The sequence below is a fragment of the Coprococcus sp. TM115-187 genome, from assembly GCF_027679115.1.
GTDB classification, from domain to species: Bacteria; Bacillota; Clostridia; order Lachnospirales; family Lachnospiraceae; genus Allocoprococcus; species Allocoprococcus comes.
Map to the genome: position 1 here is coordinate 83,053 of NZ_JAQEKS010000010.1, position 23,970 is coordinate 107,022.

The following is a 23,970-nucleotide window of genomic DNA, read 5'->3' on the forward strand; positions in this document are numbered from 1 at the left end:
TGTATATGATTTTGATTCTGGAAATATGTATCTCAAACGAAACTTTACAGAAATAAAACAAGTGTCTTGTCAGATGTAAAGTACGGTGCTATAATGGGCACTATGCTGAAAAAAGATCAGAGATGAGAAAAGAGTCAGTAAGGGAGGATCACGTTATGACAACGGTGGAAGAGATACAGAAGCTTAAAAAAGAGAAGAATGCTGTCATTCTGGCACATTATTATGTGCGGCCGGAGGTGCAGGAAATAGCAGATTATATAGGGGATTCTTTTTACCTGAGCAAGGTAGCAACGAAGCTCCAAGAAAAGACAATCGTATTTTGTGGCGTTTCTTTTATGGGGGAGAGTGCGAAGATCCTGAATCCGGAGAAAACGGTTCTGATGCCGGATATGACAGCAGACTGTCCGATGGCGCATATGGCAGATGTGGAGACGATCCGGAAGATGCGGAAAGAGTATGATGATCTTGCTGTTGTCTGTTATATCAATTCAACGGCAGCACTGAAAGAATACTCGGATGTCTGTGTGACATCTGCAAATGCAGTGAAGATCGTAAAAGAACTTCCGAACAAGAATATTTTCTTTATTCCGGATCGGAATCTGGCACATTTTGTAGCCGATCATGTACCGGAAAAAAATTTTGTTTACAACAATGGATTCTGTCCGACTCATGAACGGATGGAACCAGAGGATGTAGCCGAAGTGAAAAGGAGACATCCGGGGACACAGATCGTCGCACACGGAGAATGCCGTGCAGAACTTCTTGCGATGGCAGATTACGTGGGAAGCACATCAGGAATCATCCAGTATGTAACGGCAAGTGATTGTCAGGAATTTATTGTCTGTACAGAAGAGGGTGTGGGTTACAAGCTGAAGGAACAGAACCCGGAGAAGACATTCTATTATCCGGACAAGCTACCGGTATGTCCGAATATGAAAAAGAATACGCTGGAGAAGGTATTGCATGTTTTGCAGACTGGTGAAAATGAGGTTCACGTAGATGCAAAACTTCGGGAAAATTCCAAAAAACCGTTAGAGAAAATGCTTGAGCTTGCTGCAAAATAAAAGAACTGGAAAATCAAAAATAAGAAACAACAGGTGACCGGCTAAGAGAACCGGAATTGGAGGGATAAAGTTGGAGATTAAGACAGATGTAGTGATCGTTGGAACGGGAGTTGGTGGAGCGTTTTCAGCACTGAATCTTCCGGAGGATAAACAGATCCTTATGATTACCAAGTCAGATCTGGAAAGCAGTGATTCATTTCTGGCACAGGGTGGAATCTGTGTACTTCGTGATGATGAGGATTATGAGGGATATTTTGAAGATACAATGCGCGCAGGTCATTACGAGAACAGGAAAGAATCGGTGGATATTATGATCCGCAGCTCGCAGGAAATTATTCATGATCTGATTGGATATGGCGTGGATTTTGCCAAAAAAGACGGAAATCTTGCATTTACAAGAGAAGGTGCGCATTCCAGACCAAGGATTCTTTTTCATGAAGATATTACAGGGAAAGAGATTACGAGTAAACTGCTCATGCATGTAAAGAAACGAAAAAATGTACAAATACACGAATATACAACTATGACAGACATAATTGTTAAAAATGGAAGATGTGCAGGTATTTTAGCAAAGACGGCAAACGGTGAAGAGATGAAGATCTATGCACAGGATACGATTTTTGCAAGCGGTGGAATCGGAGGAAGATATCAGCATTCTACAAACTTTCCACATCTGACAGGAGATGCGCTTGATATTTCCAGGAAGCATGGAATCCGTCTGGAGCATCTGGATTATGTCCAGATCCACCCGACAACTTTGTATTCTTCAAAACCAGGGCGAAGATTTCTGATTTCAGAATCTGTCCGTGGAGAAGGCGCAGTTCTTTATAATAAAGACGGAGAACGTTTTGTAAATGAGCTTCTTCCGAGAGATGTGGTGACAAAAGCAATCCGGGAACAAATGGAAAAAGACGGAACGGATCATGTATGGCTTTCCATGGAAAATATTGATAAGAATACGATCCTGGAGCATTTCCCAAATATCTGTGAGCGGTGCCGGGAAGAAGGCTATGACGTGACAAAAGAGTGGATCCCGGTTGTTCCTGCACAACACTATTTCATGGGAGGCATCTGGGTAGACAGCGACAGCAGAACTTCGATGGAGCATCTGTATGCGGTTGGAGAGACCAGCTGCAATGGCGTCCATGGGGCGAACCGTCTGGCAAGTAATTCTCTGCTTGAGAGCCTGGTGTTTGCAAAACGTGCGGCACATAAGATTTCCGGAGTGGAAAATGCAGTAAATCCTGTACTGTTCTGTAAAGAGGCAATATAAAAGAAAAAGATCTGTTTAGAATGAGGAAAAAAGAAATGAATAAGATTACGATGACATTGAATGTAGACCATCTGATAAAAGAAGCACTGCAGGAGGATATTTCCAGTGAGGACGTGACCACCAATGCGGTGATGAAAGAAGCGGTGACCGGAGAGGTGCAGCTGATCTGCAAACAGGATGGAGTAGTTGCCGGGCTGGATGTATTTCATAGAGTATTTGAAATTCTGGATGAAAATGTGAAGACAGATTTCTATTGTAAAGACGGTGACGAAGTGAAAAAAGGAGAATTGATGGGGATTATTACAGGCGATATCCGTGCGCTGCTCTCAGGGGAACGGGTGGCACTGAATTATCTGCAGAGAATGAGTGGAATTGCGACTTATACACATTCGGTTGCAATGCTTCTGGAAGGAACAAAGACGAAGCTTCTGGACACCAGAAAGACAACGCCGAATATGCGTATTTTTGAAAAATATGCGGTCCGTGTCGGTGGAGGATACAATCATAGATATAATCTTTCCGACGGAGTGCTTTTAAAAGACAATCATATCGGAGCGGCAGGAAGTGTGGCAAAGGCGGTGGAAATGGCAAAGGAATACGCACCGTTTGTCCGCAAAATTGAGGTAGAAGTTGAGAATCTGGATATGGTGCGTGAGGCTGTTGATGCGGGAGCAGATATTATTATGCTGGATAATATGTCGCCGGAGGATATGAAGGAGGCAATCCGGATTATTGACGGACGTGCAGAGACAGAATGTTCCGGAAATGTAACAAAAGAAAATATTGACCGTCTGACGTCTCTTGGAGTAGACTATATATCAAGTGGGGCACTTACCCATTCTGCTCCTGTCCTTGACATTTCGCTGAAGAATCTGCATGCTATTTAAGCCGGTCTGGATTCAGTAAGAGTGAAGACAGGATTTGGCAGACAGAAGAGGAAAGTCTGTAATACGTCAGGCACAGAGCAGAATTGCAGAAAAAGGAGAGTTATATCGGGATGACAGGTTCCAGACGAAGAGAAGAGATTGTCAGCAAAATAAAGAGCAGTGAGGTTCCGGTACCCGGGAAAGAACTGGCGAAGGTATATGATGTAAGCCGTCAGGTCATTGTACAGGACATTGCGCTGATCCGTGCAGCCGGATATGATATCATTTCAACCAACCGGGGATATATTCTGAATGCACCGCATTCGGTAACAAGAGTGTTCAAAGTCAGTCATACGGATGAACAGATGGAGGATGAGCTTTGTTCGATCGTAGATCTGGGTGGCAAGGTGGTAAATGTAATGATCAATCATCGGATTTATGGGCATATGGAAGCGCCTCTTGATGTGGCATCGCGAAGAAATGTCAAAGAATTCATGGAAGGAATCCACAGTGGAAAGTCCAGTCCGCTTAAGAATATCACTTCCAACTATCACTACCACACAGTTGAAGCGGATTCGGAAGAGACACTGGATCTGATCGAGCAGGTATTGAAGGAAAAAGGCTATCTGGTGTCAAATACGCCTTGACAAGTTTCTGATATCTGTGATACGATTTTTCTGATATAGGAAAAGCGATGATGAAGAGAGTAGGTCTTTTGAATGTTTACAGAGAAGTCCCGCAGAGGCTGAGAGGGATGGCTGGAGAAGGACTGAAGATGGCTTCTGAGCAGCGCAGGTGAACATAAGGAAGCAACGAATCAGTTTCTTGTGCAAGCATGCGATGGGTTCCGCCCGTTACAGCGGCGAGTGCAGATATAGACTGCCAAAAGCAGCAGACTGTACCCGGTGAGATTCTTCCTGTGAGGGAAGGATGAAGAGAAGTGGTAACACGGTAATAATCCCGTCTTCTATATTTTATAGAAGGCGGTTTTTTATTTAACAGGAAGTTTCTGTTAAATAAAAGGCACTACGTGCCGGAGATGTGCACTTTTTTAATTTAAAGAAAAAGGAGATAAAGAATCATGGCAGACAAACCAAAATATTATATTACAACTGCAATTGCCTATACATCAGGCAAGCCACATATCGGTAACACATACGAGATCGTGCTGGCAGATGCAATTGCACGTTATAAGAGAAGTCAGGGATATGATGTTTTTTTCCAGACAGGAACTGACGAACATGGACAGAAAATTGAATTAAAAGCAGAAGAAGCGGGCGTTACACCAAAGGAATTTGTAGATAACGTATCCGGGGAGATTAAGAGAATCTGGGATCTGATGAACACTTCTTATGACAAATTTATCCGTACAACGGATGATTATCATGAGAAAGAAGTACAGAAGATATTCAAGAAACTGTATGACCAGGGAGATATTTACAAAGGACACTACGAAGGAATGTACTGTACTCCATGTGAATCCTTCTTCACAGAATCCCAGCTTGTAGATGGAAAATGTCCGGACTGTGGACGCCCGGTACAGCCTGCAAAGGAAGAAGCATACTTCTTCAAGATGAGCAAATATGCAGACAGACTGATTGAATATATCAATACACATCCGGAATTTATCCAGCCGGTAGCACGTAAGAATGAGATGATGAACAACTTCCTTCTTCCGGGACTTCAGGATCTTTGTGTATCCAGAACTTCTTTTAAATGGGGAATTCCGGTAGACTTTGATCCGAAGCATGTTGTTTATGTATGGCTTGATGCACTTACCAACTATATCACTGGTATCGGATATCACTGTGATGGTGAAAGCGATGAAATGTTCAATAAGAACTGGCCGGCAGACCTTCATCTGATCGGAAAAGATATCATCCGTTTCCATACGATTTACTGGCCGATCTTCCTGATGGCACTTGGACTTCCGCTTCCGAAGCAGGTATTTGGACATCCGTGGCTTCTTCAGGGCGATGGAAAGATGAGTAAATCAAAAGGAAATGTACTCTATGCAGATGAACTCGTAGATTTCTTTGGCGTAGATGCGGTCCGTTACTTCGTGCTGCATGAAATGCCGTTTGAAAATGATGGCGTAATCTCCTGGGAGCTGATGGTAGAGAGACTGAACTCCGATCTTGCCAATACACTGGGTAACCTTGTAAACCGTACTATTTCTATGACAAATAAATACTTTGGCGGAACTGTGACAAATAAAGGTGTTACAGAAGAAGTAGATGCAGATCTGAAAGCTGTAACAGAAAATACGCCGAAGCTCGTAGAAGCAAAAATGGAAGAACTGCGTGTAGCAGATGCGATTACAGAAATCTTCAGTTTGTTTAAACGCTGTAACAAATATATTGATGAGACCATGCCTTGGGCACTTGCAAAGGATGAAAGTAAGAAGGACCGTCTGGAGACAGTACTCTGGAATCTGATCCAGAGTATTTCCGAAGGTGCAAAACTTCTGGAATCCTTCATGCCGGAAACAGCTGAAAAGATCCTGGCACAGCTTGGTGGCGGACATGTGGTAGAAAAACCGGAAATCCTGTTCCAGAGACTCGACCTGGAAGAAGTCATGAAAAAAGTAGAAGAGCTTCATCCAAAGGTTAAAGAAGAAAAGGAAGAGGAAGAAGAAGGAATCGACATCGAAGCAAAACCGGAGATCACTTTTGAAGATTTTGAAAAGATGCAGTTCCAGGTAGGTGAGATCATTTCCTGCGAAGCAGTCAAGAAATCCAAGAAGCTTCTCTGCTCCCAGGTTAAAATCGGAAGCCAGGTAAAACAGATCGTTTCCGGAATCAAAGCACACTATACACCGGAAGAAATGGTAGGTAAGAAGGTTATGGTTCTTGTGAACCTGAAACCTGCAAAACTCGCCGGAGTGCTTTCAGAAGGTATGCTGCTCTGCGCAGAAGATGCAGATGGTAATCTTGCGCTGATGACACCGGAGAAGAAGATGCCGGCAGGAGCAGAGATCTGTTAATTAAATGATTGGATAAATAAAAACGAGGAGAAGAATCCAGGATCTGGAAACTTCTCCTCAATTTTTAATGTTGAGAATTGTCTGATTTTTTTTCATCTGTGATACTTTCTTCGCTGTTCAGCTTTGATTCTAAACCTGTATTCTTTTCTTTCAGTGTGGCAAGCTGGTGATTCAGCTCCAGATTTTGTGAGTACAGTTTTTTGTTCGACTGTTTGAGTGTATGTATTCTGCACATCGAAAAAATAAGGAGAATAGCAAGTACAATAAGAGTAACATCTTTCCACATTATTTTATTTTTCATAAACCTTTCCCTCCCGTTGTATCCTTTTTGCTGTGTAATAATTATACATCAAACCCGAAAATTTACCACTGGCAAAGTGCTATATTTTGTAGAACAAATAGAGCGAAAATTAGTGAAAAAGAAAAGAACCGGATAATTTCCGATTCTCTTCTTTTGCAAGCAATCTTTAAGTTTACAGAATATCAATATATTCTCCGGCAAGTGCTTTGTTCATACTTCTTACAGCACAGAATTTTCCGCACATACTGCAGGTATCGCTGTGGTCGTCTTCTGGTTTACGACTGTCACGGATTGCCTTTGCTGTTTCAGGATCGAGAGCGCAGGCGTACTGTGCATCCCAGTCAAGAACACGGCGTGCATCTGCCATCTTGTCATCGATATCACGTGCATGCGGGATACCTTTTGCAATATCAGCGGCATGGGCTGCAATCTTAGAAGCAATGATTCCCTGTTTGGTATCTTCTACGTTTGGAAGAGCAAGGTGTTCTGCCGGTGTAACGTAGCAAAGGAAAGCAGCTCCGCTCATAGCGGCAACAGCTCCACCGATGGCAGCTGTGATATGGTCATATCCAGGAGCGATATCAGTAACAAGAGGTCCAAGTACATAGAACGGTGCGCCCATGCAGATACTCTGCTGTACTTTCATGTTGGCAGCAACCTGATCCAGCGGCACATGTCCAGGTCCTTCTACCATAACCTGTACATTATGATCCCATGCACGTTTGGTCAGTTCTCCGAGGCGGACAAGTTCTTCAATCTGGCATACATCTGTTGCATCAGCAAGACATCCCGGACGGCAGGCATCACCAAGAGAAATAGTTACATCATATTCTTCGCAGATGTCGAGAATTTCATCGTAATGCTCATAGAATGGGTTCTCTTCTCCGGTCATGCACATCCATGCAAAGACAAGACTTCCGCCACGGCTTACAATGTTCATTTTACGTTTATGTTTTTTGATCTGTTCGATGGTTTTTCTTGTGATTCCACAGTGAAGTGTGACGAAGTCCACGCCATCCTCAGCATGAAGACGGACAACATCAATAAAATCCTGTGCAGTAAGAGTTGCCAGGTCTCTCTGATAATGAATAACACTGTCATAGACCGGTACAGTTCCGATCATAGCCGGGCACTCGTGTGTCAGCTTCTGACGGAATGGCTGGGTATTACCGTGGCTGGAAAGATCCATAATTGCTTCTGCACCGAGATTAACGGCACTCATAACTTTCTGCATTTCAATATCATAATCTTTGCAGTCGCGGGAAACGCCTAAGTTGACATTGATCTTGGTACGGAGCATACTTCCGACACCTTCCGGGTCAAGGCAGGTATGGTTCTTGTTGGCACAGATAGCAACCTTGCCTTCTGCGACAAGCTGCATCATCTTTTCAACAGGCATATGTTCCTTTTTTGCTACGGTTTCGATTTCCGGAGTCAGAATTCCTTTTCTGGCAGCGTCCATCTGGGTTGTGTAATTTCTCATGTTGTTTTGCCTCCGTTTCTTATTGGTTTGTGAGTATCACAAAAATCTGGCGTCAGCAAAACACGGACAGCGTACACGAAAAAAACCAGACACAGCCTGATGGGTACACTTCCAGTTCGGAATGATAGAATTGCTAACGCCTTTGTCGGAAAATTTCCGGCAATGAACAGGATTTTATTTGAAAATCTCTGCCTTTTATTACGCGATACAAGGTGGTGTCCCCGGTGTAACGCGGTTTCATTTACAGCAGAGTGCTGTAAGAATGAATGATGATTATGCTTCTTTGATCTGTGACATAACGCCGCCTTTTTCCAGAACTGTGATCAGGATGAAAGCAAGGATGCTTCCTGCGACAGTGGAAATAAGGAATGGAACGACATAAACGAAAAGTCCTGCCGGCGCAATTCCCATCAGATACAAAGCAACCGGATAAGCGGCAAGTGCGCCAAGGAATCCGGTTCCGATCGCTTCGGCAAGGCAGGTAAGACTTAAGATGTGGCATTTTTTGTAGACAAGACCACAGCATAAAGCACCGACCATGCTTCCAGGGAAAGCCATAAGGCTTCCGAGGCCGAGCAGATTGCGGAGTAAACTTGCACAGAATGCAATGCCGACGCCCCATGCAGGACCAAGTGTTACGGCGGCAAGAATGTTGACCATATGCTGTACCGGAGCGCATTTGCTTCCGACAACCGGTACACTGATAAAGCTTCCGACGATTGCAAGCGCGGTGAGAACACCGGCAAGTGCGAGTTTCTTTGTTGTATTATTTTGTTTCATAGTAGAGTTCTCCTTCCTTTTAAATAAAAAAGGAACTCCACACCTGAGTGGAGTTCCTGCTGTCCGTAATCACGGAACACGTTGTCAGCGTGTTCTGATCTGTCATGTAAAAAAATAAGAGATGCGGAGGCATCTCTATCAAATACATGGTATACATTCCCTCCGTTGGCATTATCCAAATCAGGTTACAGGTCGGGACAGATAAAATCCCCTCTCAGCCAGTTATCTCCAGCTCCCTGGTACATATGAACTTGTACAAGTAGAATTATAGCGCGGCAAGCCGGATTTGACAAGAGGAAATGAAAAAGTATCTCAGAAAAGACATTGTGCAGTTACTGTTCACTCCCGTGTCAATCACTCCGCTGATTGACACGGAGGATGCATGTTTTGGCTTGAATGCATCTCGCCCCATCGCCAAAGGCGATTTAAAATGGCGAGATGCGTTGCTGGTCGCACATCGTGTGAACAGTAACATTGTGCAGAATCAGAGTACATTTTTGTACAATAAAAGACGGACAGAAAGTTCTGCCCGTCCGGAATTTCATTACCGTCTTATGTAGAATACAGCAGAGATTAGCTGAGCTCTACCTTTAAAGCATCTTCCGGTTTGAATTCATTGTAAAGGTCATAGATGTTGTGACCAGTAGACTCGCTGAGGACACGACCTTCCAGAGAGTAGCAGCGGATGAAACGCTTTTTGTCGATTGCTGACCAATGCTCTACATCCCAGCTCATGTATCCGTCTTCATCAGACTTCTTTTCTTTCAGGTATACATCAACCTGGCGTCCGTCTACCATAATGTCTACAAGTTTCTTTGTGTCGGCTTCCAGCTCGACATTGTTTACAGTGTCAAATACTTTCATTTTAAAATCCTCCTATAATATCTGATCAGAATCTTCAGAAATATATTCCCCATACATTTGCAGATGTGATCTATTTGCACTATCTATAGTATACATAGAAGAAACCGGATAAGCAAGTAAAAAAGTGACTATTCAGCGGCTAAGAATGTGTGGTATACTTAGAACATCTGAGAGCAGTCAGTAAAAAGAAAGCGAGACGAGGAAAATGATATTTGATACACATGCACATTATGATGATGAACAGTTTGACGGGGATCGGGATGAGCTTTTAAAATCTATGCCGGATCTTGGAGTTGGAACGATCGTGGATGTAAGTGCGACTTATGAATCCTGTGAGAAGGTTTTGGCACTTGCCGGAAAGTATCCATATGTTTATGCTGCAATCGGTGTGCATCCGGATGAGGTTGGAGAACTTAACGAAGATAAGATCCAGCACATGAAAGAACTCTGCCGTAACAAAAAAGTGGTTGCAGTCGGAGAGATCGGTCTGGATTATTATTGGGATAATGAATCACATGAGATACAGCAGAAGTGGTTTATCCGCCAGCTGGAGCTTGCGGGAGAAGTAAAGAAACCAGTAATCATCCACAGCAGGGAAGCTGCCGCAGATACCATGTATATCATGAAAAATTATGCACAGGGGCTTGGCGGAGTTATTCACTGCTATTCCTATTCGCGTGAAATGGCTGAAGAATATGTGAAGATGGGATTCTATATTGGAATCGGCGGAGTCGTCACATTTAAGAATGCAAAGAAATTAAAAGATGTCGCAACTGCGATCCCGATCGAGAAGATCGTGCTGGAGACAGACTGCCCGTATATGGCACCGGAGCCGTACCGTGGCAAACGGAATCAGTCTTCTTATATCCGGTATGTGGCTGAGAAAATTGCAGAGTTAAAAGAGATGAGTCCGGAAGAAGTGATCGCTGTGACAGAGAAAAATGCGAGAGATCTGTACGGCATCTAAGACGCAGGCAATGAATAATCAGGAGAATAACAGATGAAAACACCTACACTTGGAAATCCGCAGAATACCATTGAGGTTCTGCAAAAATATAATTTTAATTTTCAGAAAAAATTTGGACAGAACTTTCTGATCGATGAGCATGTGCTGGATAAGATCATTCGTGCAGCCGAGATCACAAAGGATGATTACGTGTTGGAGATCGGCCCTGGAATCGGGACGATGACACAGTACCTTGCCTGTGCGGCAAGAGAAGTAACTGCAGTTGAGATAGACCGTGCGCTGATTCCAATTCTTGAAGACACGCTGAAAGAATATGACAACGTATCGATCATCAATGAAGATATCCTAAAGGTGGATATTGCAGCACTTGCAAAGGAGAAGAACGGAGGACGGCCGATCAAGGTGGTTGCGAATCTTCCATATTATATAACGACACCGATCATCATGGGCTTATTTGAAAGCCATGTGCCGCTTGAGAGTATTACGGTTATGGTACAGAAAGAAGTGGCTGACCGTATGCAGGTAGGGCCGGGAACAAAGGATTATGGTGCACTTTCACTTGCTGTACAGTATTATGCAGAGCCGTATATTGTTGCAAATGTACCCCCGAACTGTTTCATGCCGCGTCCGGCAGTCGGATCAGCAGTAATCCGCCTGACAAGACATCAGAAGCCTCCGGTAGAGGTTATGGATGAAAAACTGATGTTCCGTCTTATACGGGCATCCTTTAATCAGAGGAGGAAGACTTTGGCGAATGGTCTTAAGAATTCAGGAGAGCTGAATCTTTCGAAGGAAGTCGTTACTGCTGCGATAGAGAAACTCGGAAAAGGAAGCAGTGTCCGGGGAGAAGCACTGGATCTGGAAGAATTTGCCAGACTGACTAATATTATAAAGGAGGAAATGGAGCATGAGGTATGAAATCAAGGGTGATACCCTTCCGGTAGTGATCTGCCATCTGGAAGCTGGCGAGAGGATGATCACAGAGCGGGGATCCATGGCATGGATGTCTCCGAATATGAAGATGGAGACTTCGACAAATGGAGGATTTGGAAAAGCATTTGGAAGAATGTTCTCTGGAGAAGCGATGTTCCAGAATATCTATACCGCACAGGGCGGGAATGGACTGATCGCATTTGCATCCAGCTTTCCGGGGTCGATCAAGGCATTTGAAATCGGACCGGGGCAAGAATATATTTTTCAGAAAAAAGCATTCCTTGCTGGCGAACCTGGAGTAAATATATCTGTTCATTTTCACAAGAAAGTGGCTTCAGGACTATTTGGAGGAGAAGGATTTATCTTGCAGAAGGTATCCGGAAATGGAATTGTATTTGCAGAATTCGATGGACATGTGGTAGAATACGAATTACAACCGGGTCAGCAGATCGTGATTGATTCCGGTTATCTGGCAGCGATGAGTGTAACATGCCAGATGGATATCCAGACTGTGCCGGGACTTAAGAATATTGTCTTTGGCGGAGAAGGATTATTTAATACGGTTATTACAGGACCGGGACATGTATGGCTTCAGACAATGCCGATCAGCAGTGTGGCAGATTCATTGAGACCATATTTTCCAACAAGTAGTAAGTAGTTTACAAATAAGAAGAAGGGACGGGGGACGATGCTAAAAGTGCGTGTTTCCGTCCTTCATTCATACTTTCTGCAGTATTTGCAGAGCCTTTAACAGAAAGGAGTAGATGTATGACAAATTCAGTGAACAGTGCGAAAGATCTGGATAGCATTCTGTTTGATATTTCGCCGAAAATCAAGGAACTTGCCGGATTATGTGAAGCGAATACCGGGATCGACAAAGAACTTTTTGTAAAGCATGATGTAAAAAGAGGTCTCCGTGATGTAAACGGAAAAGGAGTCCTTGCGGGACTTACCAACATTTCCGATGTATGTGCCAAAAAGATTGTAAATGGCGAAGAAGTTCCGTGTGCCGGTAATTTGTATTATCGAGGCTATAACATCAAGGATCTGGTTCGTGGATTCCTGGATGCGGATCATTTTGGATATGAAGAAATTGCATATCTGCTTCTTTTTGGTGAACTTCCGACGGTTGTACAGTTGGATGGGTTTCATGAGACACTGACGGAGAGAAGGACACTTCCGCCAAATTTTGTGCGCGATGTTATTATGAAGGCACCGAGCCATGATATGATGAACAATATTTCAAGGGCGATTCTGAATCTGTATTCTTACGATGAAAAAGCTGATGATACTTCAATCCCGAATGTTCTCAGACAGTGTCTGAACCTGATCAGTGAATTTCCGATGCTGATGGTCTACGGATATCATGCATACAATTATCGTCAGGGTCAGGATATGTACATCTATGCACCGGATCCGCAGAAGTCCACCGCGGAAAATATTCTGATGATGCTTCGTGAAGACCGACAGTATACGGAGCTGGAAGCAAGGATCTTGGATATGGCACTTGTGCTGCATATGGATCATGGTGGTGGAAATAACTCTACATTTACTACCCACGTTGTCACTTCGTCCGGAACAGACACCTATTCTACAATTTCTGCTGCAATGGCATCGTTAAAAGGTCCGAAGCACGGCGGTGCGAACATCAAAGTGACGCAGATGTTTGCTGATATGAAAGAAGAGGTCAAAGACTGGGAAGATGACGATGAGGTAAGAGCATATCTGGAAGGTCTGCTTGCAAGGGAGAGGTTTGATAAAAAAGGTCTGATCTATGGAATGGGTCATGCGATTTATTCAGTATCTGATCCACGTGCTGAGATTTTCAAGAAATTTGTGGCTCAGCTTGCACATGAAAAAGGATACGATAAAGAATACGCACTTTATGAGAAAGTGGAACATATGGCACCGGAAATCATTGCCGAAAAAAGAAAGATGTATAAAGGAGTAAATGCAAATGTCGATTTTTACAGCGGACTGGTTTACCATATGCTTGGAATTCCGGAGCAGCTTTATACGCCGATCTTTGCCGCAGCGCGAATCGTTGGATGGAGTGCACATCGTCTGGAAGAGCTGATCAATGTGGATAAGATTATTCGTCCGGCATATATGCCACTGGCAGAGTATAGAGAATATAAAAATTTAAATGACCGATAGTGTTGACAAACTGCTATGTAGTATGTAAAATAAAGAAACAACTGATATGTTCAAATGACATATCAGACATTTCAAAGAGACATTTCTCAAATTGTACGATATTGTGTAAACTAGACATCAGGAAAAAAGACTTGCGGAGGGTTGACCTATTATGGTACAGAGGAATATACGTTTTATGACTACAGGACAATTGATGACTTTTTGTAATGTTTGCCAGAAGATGAATGCAGATATTACGGTAAAGGATGTGACAGGACGTTTCGAGATCGATGCCAAATCGATCGTGGGACTGATGACGATAAGAATGGGAGAGAAGATGCATCTTCTGATCGAAGGCGAAGAGGAACATCTGGCCGACAGTTATTTTGAAAAATTTGACTGTACACCGGTTACGATTCCGTTCAGTTAAAGGCGGCACTGGATATGCCGGAGATATACGGAACAAGGAGCAGGAAGATGGAAGTTACCTATGATTATTACCGTATTTTTTATTATGCGGCAAAGTATAAAAGTTTCTCACAGGCGGCGACAATCCTGATGAGTAATCAGCCGAATGTAACGAGGGCAATCCACAATCTGGAAAGTCAGCTTGGATGCAGATTATTTATCCGGTCTAACCGGGGAGCAGAGCTTACACCGGAGGGAGAACGGCTTTATTCACATGTTGCAATTGCATACGATCATCTGCATGCAGCAGAGCTAGAGCTTGAAAATGAAAAGAAGCTGGAACAGGGAACCGTAACGATCGGGGTAAGTGAGATTGCATTGCATTTGCTTCTGCTTCCGGTGCTGGGAGAGTTTAGAAGAAAGTATCCTAAAATCAGACTTCGCATTTCGAGTTATACAGCACCACAGGCGATACAGACGGTTCGGAACGGACTTTCAGATTTTGCGGTAGCATCTACACCGGCAGAGGTGAAAAAGCCTTTAAAGGCAATTCCGCTTCTTTCATTTAAAGAAATTCTGGTTGCGAATGCGGCGTACAAAGATATGTTTAAAGAACCGGTAAGTTTGAAAAAGCTGGTGGAGTATCCATTTATCTGCCTTGGGAAAAACACGTCAACTTATGATTTTTATACCAGATTTTTTCTGGAGCATGGAATTGCAATGACGGCAGATACCGAAGCAGCAACCATCGATCAGATTCTGCCGATGGTAAGACAGAATCTGGGAATCGGGTTTATTCCGGAACCGCTTGCACAGGAAGTGATCGAGCAAGGCATTGTCATTCAGGTTCCACTATTGGAAGAACCACCGGTAAGAGAAATCTGTTTTGTGGAAGATAAGAGCAGCCCTCACAGCATGGCGGCAAACGTATTGAAAGAGATGCTGTTTCAGGCTGGAGAGAAAGAGTAAACTTTATAAGAAAGAATTATTTTGACCGGAACCAGGTGATCATCAGATCAACCATCCGGTCATAACTTTTTATCCCGTCACTTTGGCCATTTGCTTTCAGATAGTGGTCATTGATCTGACCAGATACTTCGGTGACCTTGCTGTCATATCGCTTCCAGAAGCTGCTGTTAGCCGAAAGATCTGTCTTTACATTGTCAGAAAGCCTGCTGTAGATTTCCTCAAAGGTGTCGTAGTCGGCTTCGTAAAGTTCATTGGTTGCGTAGATCCAGCCAAGAAGATAACCGCTGTAGTTGAAGGCGGTATCATCGGTATTTACACAGGCGAGAAAACCGATAAAATTTGCTTCTTCCTCCTGCATAAATCCACGCAGATGCGAAAGCTCGTGACAGATGGTAAATGGAAGATTGTAGGAAACCATTGCGGAGTTATAGTTTGCCTCAATGGTAAATGGTGAATAGATCCCGGAAAGATTCTGTACCGAGAGAAAAGCCGGAAATAAAAGACCTTTTGGCTGTGGATAGTATCCGGAAAGTTCAGGGTAGGTAGCACCGAGGGAGAACATAGCAGCCCGTGCACGATCCTGCAGATCCTTACCCATATCAGCAAGACCGTCAGAATCCCGGTCTAAAGAGTCAGAAAGTGCATTTAACTGATCAGTCAGTTCGTTGCATAAAGAGGTCAGTTCAGCCAGAGTATACTGACCGGATTCCAGGTGATATTTTTCTGCAAATGAAGTATGTCCGTAGTTGATTCCGCAGAAAAAAGTATAAATGGTAAACAGACATCCGCAGAGAAGCAGGAGTGAGGAACCGTAGCCGAGCCAGGCAGGGTTCTTTTTTTGGGCATACATTTTGTAAATGGAGCTGATCAGCATCCAGATCAAGGAAAGAAACAGAAGAATGACAAAAATATACAATCCAATTTCAGAAACAGAAAATTGGAAGATTCCAAAAAAGCGTCCGATGGACGAAACGAAAAGCGGGTAAATGGTGGAAGAATACCAGTCCGCGAATGCAGAGCTTTTGTGGCTGGTGAAAAGAGCAAGGAAACTTATGGCAAATAAAAGAATTGAAAAAATCAGTTTATGTAAAGTAGGGCGTTTCATAATAAATCCTTTCCGGTAATTGAGGATAAAAAGTATGATGTACCAGAGAGACATTCGTGCAAGGTCGTAAAAGGTTTGAGTTCATTTGATGATGAATGGCCGTGACTAACGTTCTATGCGGGTAGATATCCGGGCATATGGTACTGCATTTACAAATAAAATATGGGACGGAGGATAACCTTCGTCCCAGAATAATAGTCTGTAAAAATCAAAGTGTGGCAATCGGGCATGCCCGATTGCGTTCACTTTATGAGGGGGGAGATAGTTGTTTCCCAACTATCCATTTATTACTATACGATGAAAATGTGTCAAAAGTGTTAAGAAATTATAAAATCTGATTAAAAATGATAGGTTTATAGAATATTAAAAAAATCCACAACGCAAGAACCTCTCCATAATGGAGAGGTTCTTGGTGTTTTTATTGTTATCTAAAAGGAATGAGAGTAAAGTGCAGCAATCAGAATTCTGACTGCTTCTACTTTATGAGGGGGAGATAGTTGCTTTATCAACTATCTGATTATTAGTATACAGATAATTTGTGACAGAAATATGTTCAAACTCTAAAAAAAATCAAAAAAATATGAAGAAGAAATAAACAAAACAGGAAAAAATAAAAAAGGTGGGTAGTTAAATTAATTGTCATTAGCGTCAGGTAGGTGTCTGCTGGTGTGGTGGAAGGTGAAGTAGAAAACAATTCCTTTGGTGATAGAGGTAATTGTAAGTGCCCACCATACACCATTCAGACCGAGACCGGTTTGAGTGAGGATCATGGCAAGTGGGATTCTGGCACTGGTGAGGACAATGCTGATGATACTGCAAAGCTTTGTCATACCAAGACCGGAAAGTGCGCCGATGGTCATAAGCTCAATGGTCATAAAGGTTTCGCTGAATCCGATGATGATCAGATAGTTGATCGCAATCGCCAGAACATCTTTTTCGTGGAAGAAAAGGGAAGCAATCGGTCCTGGCAGGAATACGAAAGCACCGGTTACAATGAGTCCCCAGACAGCGAGGATTTTAAATGAAATATTATATCCTTTCCGAATACGGTCTGGTTTCTTTGCACCGTAGTTCTGACCAACGAAAGCATTTAACGCAGCAGCAAAGCCGTCAGCAGTGTTCCATGAAACAGATTCAATCTGTCCGCCGACTCGCTGTGTGGCAATGGCACCTGCCCCAAATGCAGAAACCATTCGTGTGAGAATCATGGAAATCATGCAGTAAATACTGCTCTGTACTGCTGTCGGAAATCCAATTTTAAAAATACTGATGTAGTATTTTGCAGGGAAACGCGACAGTACATGCATGTTTTGCAGAATATTTGGTTCCAGATCAGAGTGCATAATCCGAATCAGCATGACGATCAAAACCAGTATCTGCGAGGTCACGGTAGCAACTGCAGCGCCAACAACCTCAAGCCTTGGAAATGGTCCAAATCCGAGGATCAGAATCGGATCCAGGATCATATTGCCAACCAGTCCAAGAAGATTTGCCATAAGCGGTGTCTTGGAATCTCCCTGCGCAGTAGAAAGTCCGGTCAGAGTCAGATTTAAAAATGAAAACAGAATCAGTCCGCAGGTGATCAGTGTATATAATTTCGCAGCGGTATAAGTTTCTGCATCTCCAAGGTTAAAAAAGCCGAGCAGCGGATGAATAAACACGATACATACTGCAGCAAATAAAATTCCCAGTAAAAATGTAAGTCGCAGAGCGGAAGCGGCATATCCCCTTGCCTGTTCATAGTCTCCACGTCCGCAGGCCTGTGCGACATTGACCTGTCCGCCCATTCGCGGAAGTGCCACGAGTCCTTGTGAGAGCCAGACGTACATTCCCCCAACGCCCACCCCGGCAACGGCTTTGGAACCCAGCATGCCGATCCATGCCATGTCCGTAATATTGTAGGCTGTCCCCAGCAGCGAGGAAGCCATGATCGGAAGTGCCAGCTCTGCCAGCGTCTTTAGAATCGGCCCGGAAGTCAGGTCGATTGTTTTTGTTTTACTCATTTTCTCAAATCCTTACCTGTAAAAATAATAAAATTCACCAGTGCTGCAAATATGTCAGCATGGCGTACTATGATAAGGATAACTTATGGGGAGGGGAAAGTCAATCTGGAGAATTCGCGAAATAAACATGCCCTTTCAAGGAAGGATGGAGAAGATAACCAGAATTCCAAAATAAAAGCCTTTGACTGCACGCCGCGTGCAGCTATAGGCTAGAAAGGGAAAGGAGGATATTATTGATGTGATCCGGGAAAGCGTGGATATTCTTGAGGTTATGAAACCAGTGTATAACTTTAAGGCATCCGGAGATGATGGACCTTGGAAGAAGAAAAACAGGAAAGCAGGGGAAGCTGATGGAAAAAATAATAGTACAAAAACTTCATGAAATAGAAGAAAAAGAGCATGGTAAAATATTACTGGCAGGTCAGTGGATTCTGGAGAGTGAAATAGCAGGATTGAGAGAGAAAGCGGGAAAATTAGGGGAAGAAAAAAAGGTAAGTTGGGAGAAATTGAATGAGATATTTTTGAAGGAAGTTTAATCAGACATACATCCCTTCGCCTTTGCATAGATTGTAAAAAAACAAACTATGCAGGGGTTTTTATGAAAGATTATATTGAGGAGAGAGCGGTTGAGATTGCTTATTATATTATTGAAAATAAGGCGACGGTGAGGCAGACGGCGGTGGCGTTTGGGGTAAGTAAGAGTACGATACATAAAGATGTAACAGAACGTCTTCTCCAGATCAACCCATCTCTTGCAGGTGAGGCGCGAAAGGTTCTGGATCTGAACAAATCGGAACGGCACATCCGGGGCGGACTTGCTACCAGAGAAAAGTACCTGCATCAGCACGCATAAAAAATCCTTTTCTTTGCAAAAAGATGGTGTATTACATTTTTACAGTATATAATAGAGAAAACGGGGATATACAAAAGAGAAGGGACAGGAAAAGAGAAGAATGGGGAAAACGAAACAAAAACAGGATCGAAGTCATTATCTGTTTTCCAATCGGGAACTGGCAAATTTGATCGGACCTTTGGTAATCGAGCAGTTATTGGCAGTTTTTGTTGGGATGGCAGATTCTATTATGGTTGCAAATGTTGGAGAAGCAGCTGTGTCGGGCGTGTCGCTGGTTGACAATATTATGATTCTGATCATCAATATTTTTGCAGCACTGGCGACTGGTGGAGCAGTTGTTGCCGGACAGTATATTGGCAGGAAAGATGAAAAATCAGCATGTAAAGCGGCTACACAGCTGGTATGGTTTGTGAGTCTTAGTGCGGTTGCGATCATGATATTGGTTTACCTTGGAAAAGATATAATTCTGAATCAGGTATTTGGTCACATTACAGCGGAAGTAAAAGGACATGCAGATATTTATCTGCTAATTGTAACAGCTTCGATTCCATTTATCGCGTTATATAATGGTGGGGCAGCAATTTTCCGTGCGATGGGGAATTCGCAGGTATCCATGCGGGTATCTCTTTTGATGAATGCGATTAATGTAACCGGAAATGCAATTCTTGTGTTCGGATTACGGATCGGAACGGCGGGTGTTGCAATACCGACACTGATTTCCAGAATGGTTGCCGCGATAGTGATAACAGTGTTGCTCTGCAATCAGACACGTATCTTGCATATTGAGCGTACACTGAAAATCCGGTTTGATGGAAGAATGATACGGAAAATACTTGCAATTGGGGTTCCCAATGGTCTGGAAAACAGTATGTTTCAGCTGGGCAAAATTTTAGTGCTGAGTCTGGTTTCAACCTTCGGTACTTATGCAATTGCGGCAAATGCAGTTTCCAATGCGATTGCGCTGTTCCAGATTCTTCCTGGAATGGCGATCTCGCTGGCAATTACGACAGTTATTTCCCAGTGCGTCGGCGCAAATGACTATGAACAGGTACATTACTATCTGAAAAAACTGCTTGCGATCATTTATGTGGCAATGGTGGGAACGGTAGCACTTATTTTCCTTGCACTTCCATTGATTTTGAAAGCATACAATTTGTCAGATCAGACAGCTGCGGCAGCAACAAATATTATTCATTTCCATGGAATCAGTGCAATGATTATCTGGCCGCTTTCATTTGCTCTTCCAGCAGCGTATCGTGCGGCAGGAGATGCAAAAGCCTGTATGTATACATCGATTGTGTCGATGTGGATTTTCCGGATCGGATTCAGTTATCTGGTAGGAAAATATATGGGACTGGGAGTATTTGGCGTGTGGGTTGCAATGGTGATCGACTGGGTAGTACGTGCAATCTGTTTTATTATCCGGTACTTTAATGGAAAGTGGAAACATGGGGCAATTGTGTAAATACAGAAGAAAGTTGTCATTTGTGTTAGAAAGATGATGCTTGAATATGAGTTTTAATTGCAGACCAGAGTTCAAACTTTGGTTCGGGCGATAGAAAATGCTTGTAAAACATCCAGAGCTCTACTATAATAAAATATAAAAGCAATAAATAGAAAAAGCGGTCTGAAAGGATCGTATTTTACAGGAGGAAAACCTTGAAGAACGAATTAGTGATTGTACTTGACTTTGGTGGACAGTATAACCAGCTTGTCGCAAGACGTGTCAGGGAATGTAATGTATATTGCGAAATTTATTCTTATAAGATTGATATCGAAAAGATTAAAGCAATGAACCCGAAGGGAATTATCCTGACAGGAGGACCGAATAGCTGTTACGAACCGGATTCACCGACTTATTCTGAAGAACTCTTTAAGCTTGGCATTCCGGTACTTGGTCTTTGTTATGGTGCACAGCTTATGTCTCACGTACTTGGCGGAAAAGTTGAAAAAGCTGACGTCAGAGAATATGGTAAGACAGAAGTCATCATCGACAAGAAAGATTCCAAAGTATTTGAAAATGTATCTGCAACAACAACCTGCTGGATGAGCCATTTTGATTATATTTCGCAGGTGGCACCGGGATTTGAGATTACTGCACACACAGCAGACTGTCCGGTAGCAGCAGCAGAAAATGCAGCAGAAAAGCTTTATGCAATCCAGTTCCATCCTGAAGTGCTTCATACACCGGAAGGAACCAAGATGATCAACAACTTTGTAAAGAATGTCTGTGGATGTGTCGGCGAATGGAAGATGGATGCATTTGTTGAAAATACCATCCAGGAAATCCGTGAAAAAGTTGGGGACGGAAGAGTACTTCTTGCGCTTTCAGGCGGAGTTGATTCCTCTGTGGCAGCAGGACTGCTTTCCAGAGCAATCGGTAAACAGCTTACCTGCGTATTTGTAGATCACGGTCTTCTTCGTAAGAATGAAGGCGATGAAGTTGAGGCAGTATTTGGACCGAATGGTCAGTTTGACCTGAACTTTATCCGTGTCAATGCACAGGAAAGATACTACAACAAGCTTGCCGGAGTTACAGAACCGGAAGCAAAGCGTAAAATTATCGGAGAAGAATTTATCCGTATTTTTGAAGAAGAGGCAAAGAAGATCGGTGCAGTGGAATTCCTTGCACAGGGAACGATTTATCCGGACGTTGTAGAAAGCGGACTTGGCGGAGAATCAGCAGTGATCAAGTCTCATCACAACGTAGGAGGACTTCCGGAGTATGTTGATTTCAAAGAAATCATTGAACCACTTCGTGATCTCTTCAAAGATGAAGTCCGCAAGGCAGGTCTTGAACTTGGACTTCCGGAGAAGCTTGTATTCCGTCAGCCATTCCCGGGACCGGGACTTGGAATCCGTATCATCGGAGAAGTAACGGCTGAAAAAGTACGGATCGTACAGGATGCAGATGCAATTTATAGAGAAGAGATTGCAAACGCGGGACTTGACCGCAGCATCGGACAATATTTTGCAGCCCTGACCAACATGAGAAGCGTTGGTGTTATGGGTGACGAGAGAACTTACGATTATGCAGTTGCACTTCGTGCAGTGAATACGGTAGATTTTATGACTGCTGAGGCAGCGAAGATTCCGTATGAAGTACTTGATAAAGTAATGAGCAGAATTATCAATGAAGTTCGTGGGGTTAACAGAGTATTCTATGATCTGACGAGTAAACCGCCGGGAACGATTGAGTTTGAGTAGTTGAAGCTGAGCTGTAAAGCCTTTGTTTACAAGGGTTTTACAGCTTTTCCTTTATAGGATTGCATTTTCATTGCATTATTTTTCTTCAACTGTTCTGTGATAGATTGCTGTATGTTGATTGCTGGTATAATTAGCAATGCTTTCAGTAGCAGATTGTACTTGCAATATTCCAGTCAGCTTTTTAGCAACTTCAAGATTCGTATTTGGATACAGATGACCATAAGTGCCGAGTGTTGTCTGTATTTTTTCATGTCCTAAACGTTCCTTGATAAGTAAAGGATTTTCGCCCATGCTGATAAGCAATGAAGCGTGTGAATGTCGCAAGGCATGAATTTTAATACGATGAACACCTGCTAAATTTGACAACTTTTCCAAAGCTCTGGGAAGCGTTGTTTTACTGGTTGGAGTTCCGTTATAACTTAGTACAAGTGGACAATCGGGAAGAACCTGTTGTTGAACATTTTGCCAAGCCTTTAGCTCATTGAGTGTATCTGAATCAATATAAATAGTACGGATACTTGCCTGTGTTTTCGGCTCAACGAATTTATAGTCCGTCATTGTTCGGTAATATAATGTTTTGGTAATGCTAAGCAAGCCTGTTTCAAAATCTATGTCTGCCCAATGTAATGCTGACGCTTCGCCAATTCGCATACCAGTCATAAATAATAACCAGAACGATATAAACAGATAATGTTCATAATAGTCTTTCTTACAGAGTAAGGAAATAACCTTTTGAAATTCTTCTAATGTCCAGAAATCAACTTTGGTTTTCTTGCTTTTGATATTGCCTATCATACGAGAAGGATTTTTCTTCGCAATTCCAAGAACAATAGCTCTGTCGAATGCGATAGAAAGCATTCCCTGTACGATACGAATGTAATTAGGGCTAAAATCTTTTGCAAGTTTCAACTGCCAGTTTTGAACATGGATAGGTTCGATTTCGTCTGTTTCCATTTTGTAGAAATAGGAAAAATGTTTCTTGATGGTAGTAGCACGATTAAGATAAGTGCTTTCTTTTACCTGTGTTTTATACCATGGCAGGTAGGTTTCTTCTATAAATTGCTGAAAAGAAACGCCATCTTTTTTGGTGTTAATTCTTCGGTAGACGCTAACATCAGTTTTGAATATTCTTCCTTTGCTTCTTTTTTCGTTCTGAATCCACTTCGGTATTTCTGTATCTGTTTTCCGGTAATGGGATTGTAGCCCAAATTAGCTCTGAAATAATAAGTTCCGTTATCTGCTTTCTTAATAGGGTCTTTTGCCATGATTTCACTCCTTACATGATATGCAAGAAGTACAATCAATCGTTTGTGTCTGATAATGTAATCCCTAATAATTCTTCCACGGCTTCTTTGGGTACTCTGTCCAATTTACGGGATTGGTAATAAGTATGCCCTTTTTCAATCATAAGTTTTTTTGCTTTTCTTATGATGTCTGCCGAGAAAGAAGTTCCATAACCTAGTGCTATGAGGTCTTTTTTTGTTACGGTAATCATAATCCTCCTTTCCATAGACCAGATAAGGAAATCTCAATATCTTGTCTATCAGTATATCAAATGATGAGCAAAAAAGCTCTATTAAGATGATTTTTTCTTGCAAAATCGTTGTTAGATAGTTTTATAAGCAATCAGACGGCTTCGGCAAGCTCCGCTGGTATCTCAACCATTCCCATTCCTGTGGGCTGAACCGTGTCATACGGGTGTATCATTATCCTGTGTTGCAGGTCATGGCAGAACAACTTTTCCAACGGTCGCTCCCAGATCATTGCATGAA

Annotated in this window: 22 protein-coding genes, 1 pseudogene and 1 riboswitch; of the genes and pseudogenes, 15 read left to right on the forward strand and 8 right to left on the reverse strand. The window is 42.8% G+C overall.

What is annotated here, in order from left to right; all coding sequences use genetic code 11:
* The first annotated feature begins 155 nt into the window (after positions 1-155).
* From nadA to metG, 5 genes are all read left to right on the forward strand, one after another.
* Positions 156-1,064 (forward strand): quinolinate synthase NadA, encoded by a 909-nt coding sequence (gene nadA / locus PGW42_RS08825; RefSeq protein ID WP_118199142.1) that lies wholly within the window; start codon positions 156-158, stop codon positions 1,062-1,064.
* 70 nt (positions 1,065-1,134) lie between these two features.
* The gene (locus PGW42_RS08830; RefSeq protein WP_270203189.1) at positions 1,135-2,337 is read left to right on the forward strand and encodes an L-aspartate oxidase; all 1,203 of its coding nucleotides are present in this window, start codon (positions 1,135-1,137) and stop codon (positions 2,335-2,337) included.
* A 35-nt stretch (positions 2,338-2,372) separates the two neighbouring features.
* On the forward strand, positions 2,373-3,224 hold the full coding sequence (gene nadC, locus PGW42_RS08835; protein ID WP_022220419.1) for a carboxylating nicotinate-nucleotide diphosphorylase: 852 nt from the start codon (positions 2,373-2,375) through the stop codon (positions 3,222-3,224).
* Positions 3,225-3,334: 110 nt separating this feature from the next.
* The gene (locus PGW42_RS08840) at positions 3,335-3,850 is read left to right on the forward strand and encodes a transcription repressor NadR (RefSeq protein ID WP_118218414.1); all 516 of its coding nucleotides are present in this window, start codon (positions 3,335-3,337) and stop codon (positions 3,848-3,850) included.
* A gap of 434 nt (positions 3,851-4,284) precedes the next feature.
* Entirely contained in the window at positions 4,285-6,189 is a 1,905-nt protein-coding gene (metG, locus tag PGW42_RS08845) for a methionine--tRNA ligase (RefSeq protein WP_270203188.1), read from the forward strand.
* A gap of 64 nt (positions 6,190-6,253) precedes the next feature.
* Here the strand turns inward: metG and PGW42_RS08850 are convergent, their stop codons facing one another.
* From PGW42_RS08850 to PGW42_RS08865, 4 genes are all read right to left on the reverse strand, one after another.
* Complete coding sequence (locus PGW42_RS08850) at positions 6,254-6,490, reverse strand: hypothetical protein (protein WP_117558755.1); 237 nt, start codon at positions 6,488-6,490, stop codon at positions 6,254-6,256.
* A gap of 172 nt (positions 6,491-6,662) precedes the next feature.
* Entirely contained in the window at positions 6,663-7,973 is a 1,311-nt protein-coding gene (gene thiC / locus PGW42_RS08855; protein WP_117824574.1) for a phosphomethylpyrimidine synthase ThiC, read from the reverse strand.
* A 273-nt stretch (positions 7,974-8,246) separates the two neighbouring features.
* Positions 8,247-8,753 (reverse strand): energy coupling factor transporter S component ThiW, encoded by a 507-nt coding sequence (gene thiW / locus PGW42_RS08860; RefSeq protein WP_270203187.1) that lies wholly within the window; start codon positions 8,751-8,753, stop codon positions 8,247-8,249.
* Positions 8,754-8,893: 140 nt separating this feature from the next.
* Positions 8,894-9,002, reverse strand: a riboswitch (TPP riboswitch).
* Between the two features lie 324 nt (positions 9,003-9,326).
* Positions 9,327-9,617 (reverse strand): hypothetical protein, encoded by a 291-nt coding sequence (locus PGW42_RS08865; RefSeq protein ID WP_022220418.1) that lies wholly within the window; start codon positions 9,615-9,617, stop codon positions 9,327-9,329.
* Positions 9,618-9,822: 205 nt separating this feature from the next.
* Here PGW42_RS08865 and PGW42_RS08870 point away from each other — a divergent pair, with 205 nt between their 5' ends.
* From PGW42_RS08870 to PGW42_RS08895, 6 genes are all read left to right on the forward strand, one after another.
* Positions 9,823-10,584: a TatD family hydrolase gene (locus PGW42_RS08870; protein ID WP_270203186.1), complete on the forward strand. Its 762-nt coding sequence runs from the start codon at positions 9,823-9,825 to the stop codon at positions 10,582-10,584.
* A 33-nt stretch (positions 10,585-10,617) separates the two neighbouring features.
* Entirely contained in the window at positions 10,618-11,502 is an 885-nt protein-coding gene (gene rsmA / locus PGW42_RS08875; RefSeq protein WP_270203185.1) for a 16S rRNA (adenine(1518)-N(6)/adenine(1519)-N(6))-dimethyltransferase RsmA, read from the forward strand.
* Positions 11,492-12,175 (forward strand): TIGR00266 family protein, encoded by a 684-nt coding sequence (locus tag PGW42_RS08880; RefSeq protein ID WP_055248162.1) that lies wholly within the window; start codon positions 11,492-11,494, stop codon positions 12,173-12,175. The genes rsmA and PGW42_RS08880 overlap by 11 nt, the downstream gene beginning before the upstream one ends.
* A gap of 110 nt (positions 12,176-12,285) precedes the next feature.
* Positions 12,286-13,674 (forward strand): citrate/2-methylcitrate synthase, encoded by a 1,389-nt coding sequence (locus tag PGW42_RS08885; protein WP_008374090.1) that lies wholly within the window; start codon positions 12,286-12,288, stop codon positions 13,672-13,674.
* Positions 13,675-13,825: 151 nt separating this feature from the next.
* The gene (locus PGW42_RS08890) at positions 13,826-14,083 is read left to right on the forward strand and encodes an HPr family phosphocarrier protein (RefSeq protein WP_055155739.1); all 258 of its coding nucleotides are present in this window, start codon (positions 13,826-13,828) and stop codon (positions 14,081-14,083) included.
* A 47-nt stretch (positions 14,084-14,130) separates the two neighbouring features.
* Complete coding sequence (locus tag PGW42_RS08895; RefSeq protein WP_008374087.1) at positions 14,131-15,030, forward strand: LysR family transcriptional regulator; 900 nt, start codon at positions 14,131-14,133, stop codon at positions 15,028-15,030.
* A gap of 16 nt (positions 15,031-15,046) precedes the next feature.
* Here PGW42_RS08895 and PGW42_RS08900 read toward each other — a convergent pair whose 3' ends face one another.
* Together PGW42_RS08900 and PGW42_RS08905 are read right to left on the reverse strand one after the other, a co-directional pair.
* Complete coding sequence (locus PGW42_RS08900; protein ID WP_270203184.1) at positions 15,047-16,135, reverse strand: DUF3810 domain-containing protein; 1,089 nt, start codon at positions 16,133-16,135, stop codon at positions 15,047-15,049.
* 632 nt (positions 16,136-16,767) lie between these two features.
* Positions 16,768-18,138, reverse strand: a complete 1,371-nt coding sequence (locus tag PGW42_RS08905) for an MATE family efflux transporter (protein WP_117824578.1) — start codon at positions 18,136-18,138, stop codon at positions 16,768-16,770.
* Between the two features lie 305 nt (positions 18,139-18,443).
* Between PGW42_RS08905 and PGW42_RS08910 the strand changes: the two genes are divergently transcribed.
* The 4 genes from PGW42_RS08910 (at position 18,444) to guaA (ending at position 22,198) form a co-directional block, all read left to right on the forward strand.
* Positions 18,444-18,674: a hypothetical protein gene (locus PGW42_RS08910; protein ID WP_156330642.1), complete on the forward strand. Its 231-nt coding sequence runs from the start codon at positions 18,444-18,446 to the stop codon at positions 18,672-18,674.
* A 62-nt stretch (positions 18,675-18,736) separates the two neighbouring features.
* A complete protein-coding gene (spoIIID, locus tag PGW42_RS08915; protein WP_055155744.1) occupies positions 18,737-18,991 on the forward strand; it encodes a sporulation transcriptional regulator SpoIIID in 255 nt (84 codons plus the stop codon).
* Positions 18,992-19,091: 100 nt separating this feature from the next.
* The gene (locus PGW42_RS08920; protein WP_270203183.1) at positions 19,092-20,456 is read left to right on the forward strand and encodes an MATE family efflux transporter; all 1,365 of its coding nucleotides are present in this window, start codon (positions 19,092-19,094) and stop codon (positions 20,454-20,456) included.
* Positions 20,457-20,650: 194 nt separating this feature from the next.
* Positions 20,651-22,198 (forward strand): glutamine-hydrolyzing GMP synthase, encoded by a 1,548-nt coding sequence (gene guaA / locus PGW42_RS08925; RefSeq protein ID WP_008374035.1) that lies wholly within the window; start codon positions 20,651-20,653, stop codon positions 22,196-22,198.
* A gap of 75 nt (positions 22,199-22,273) precedes the next feature.
* Here the strand turns inward: guaA and PGW42_RS08930 are convergent.
* Together PGW42_RS08930 and PGW42_RS08935 are read right to left on the reverse strand one after the other, a co-directional pair.
* Positions 22,274-23,463 (reverse strand): annotated as a pseudogene (locus PGW42_RS08930) (tyrosine-type recombinase/integrase).
* 35 nt (positions 23,464-23,498) lie between these two features.
* Positions 23,499-23,693 carry a DUF3173 domain-containing protein gene (locus PGW42_RS08935; RefSeq protein WP_009265203.1) on the reverse strand — a complete coding sequence of 65 codons (195 nt, stop codon included), beginning with the start codon at positions 23,691-23,693 and terminating at the stop codon, positions 23,499-23,501.
* Positions 23,694-23,970: the final 277 nt, after the last annotated feature.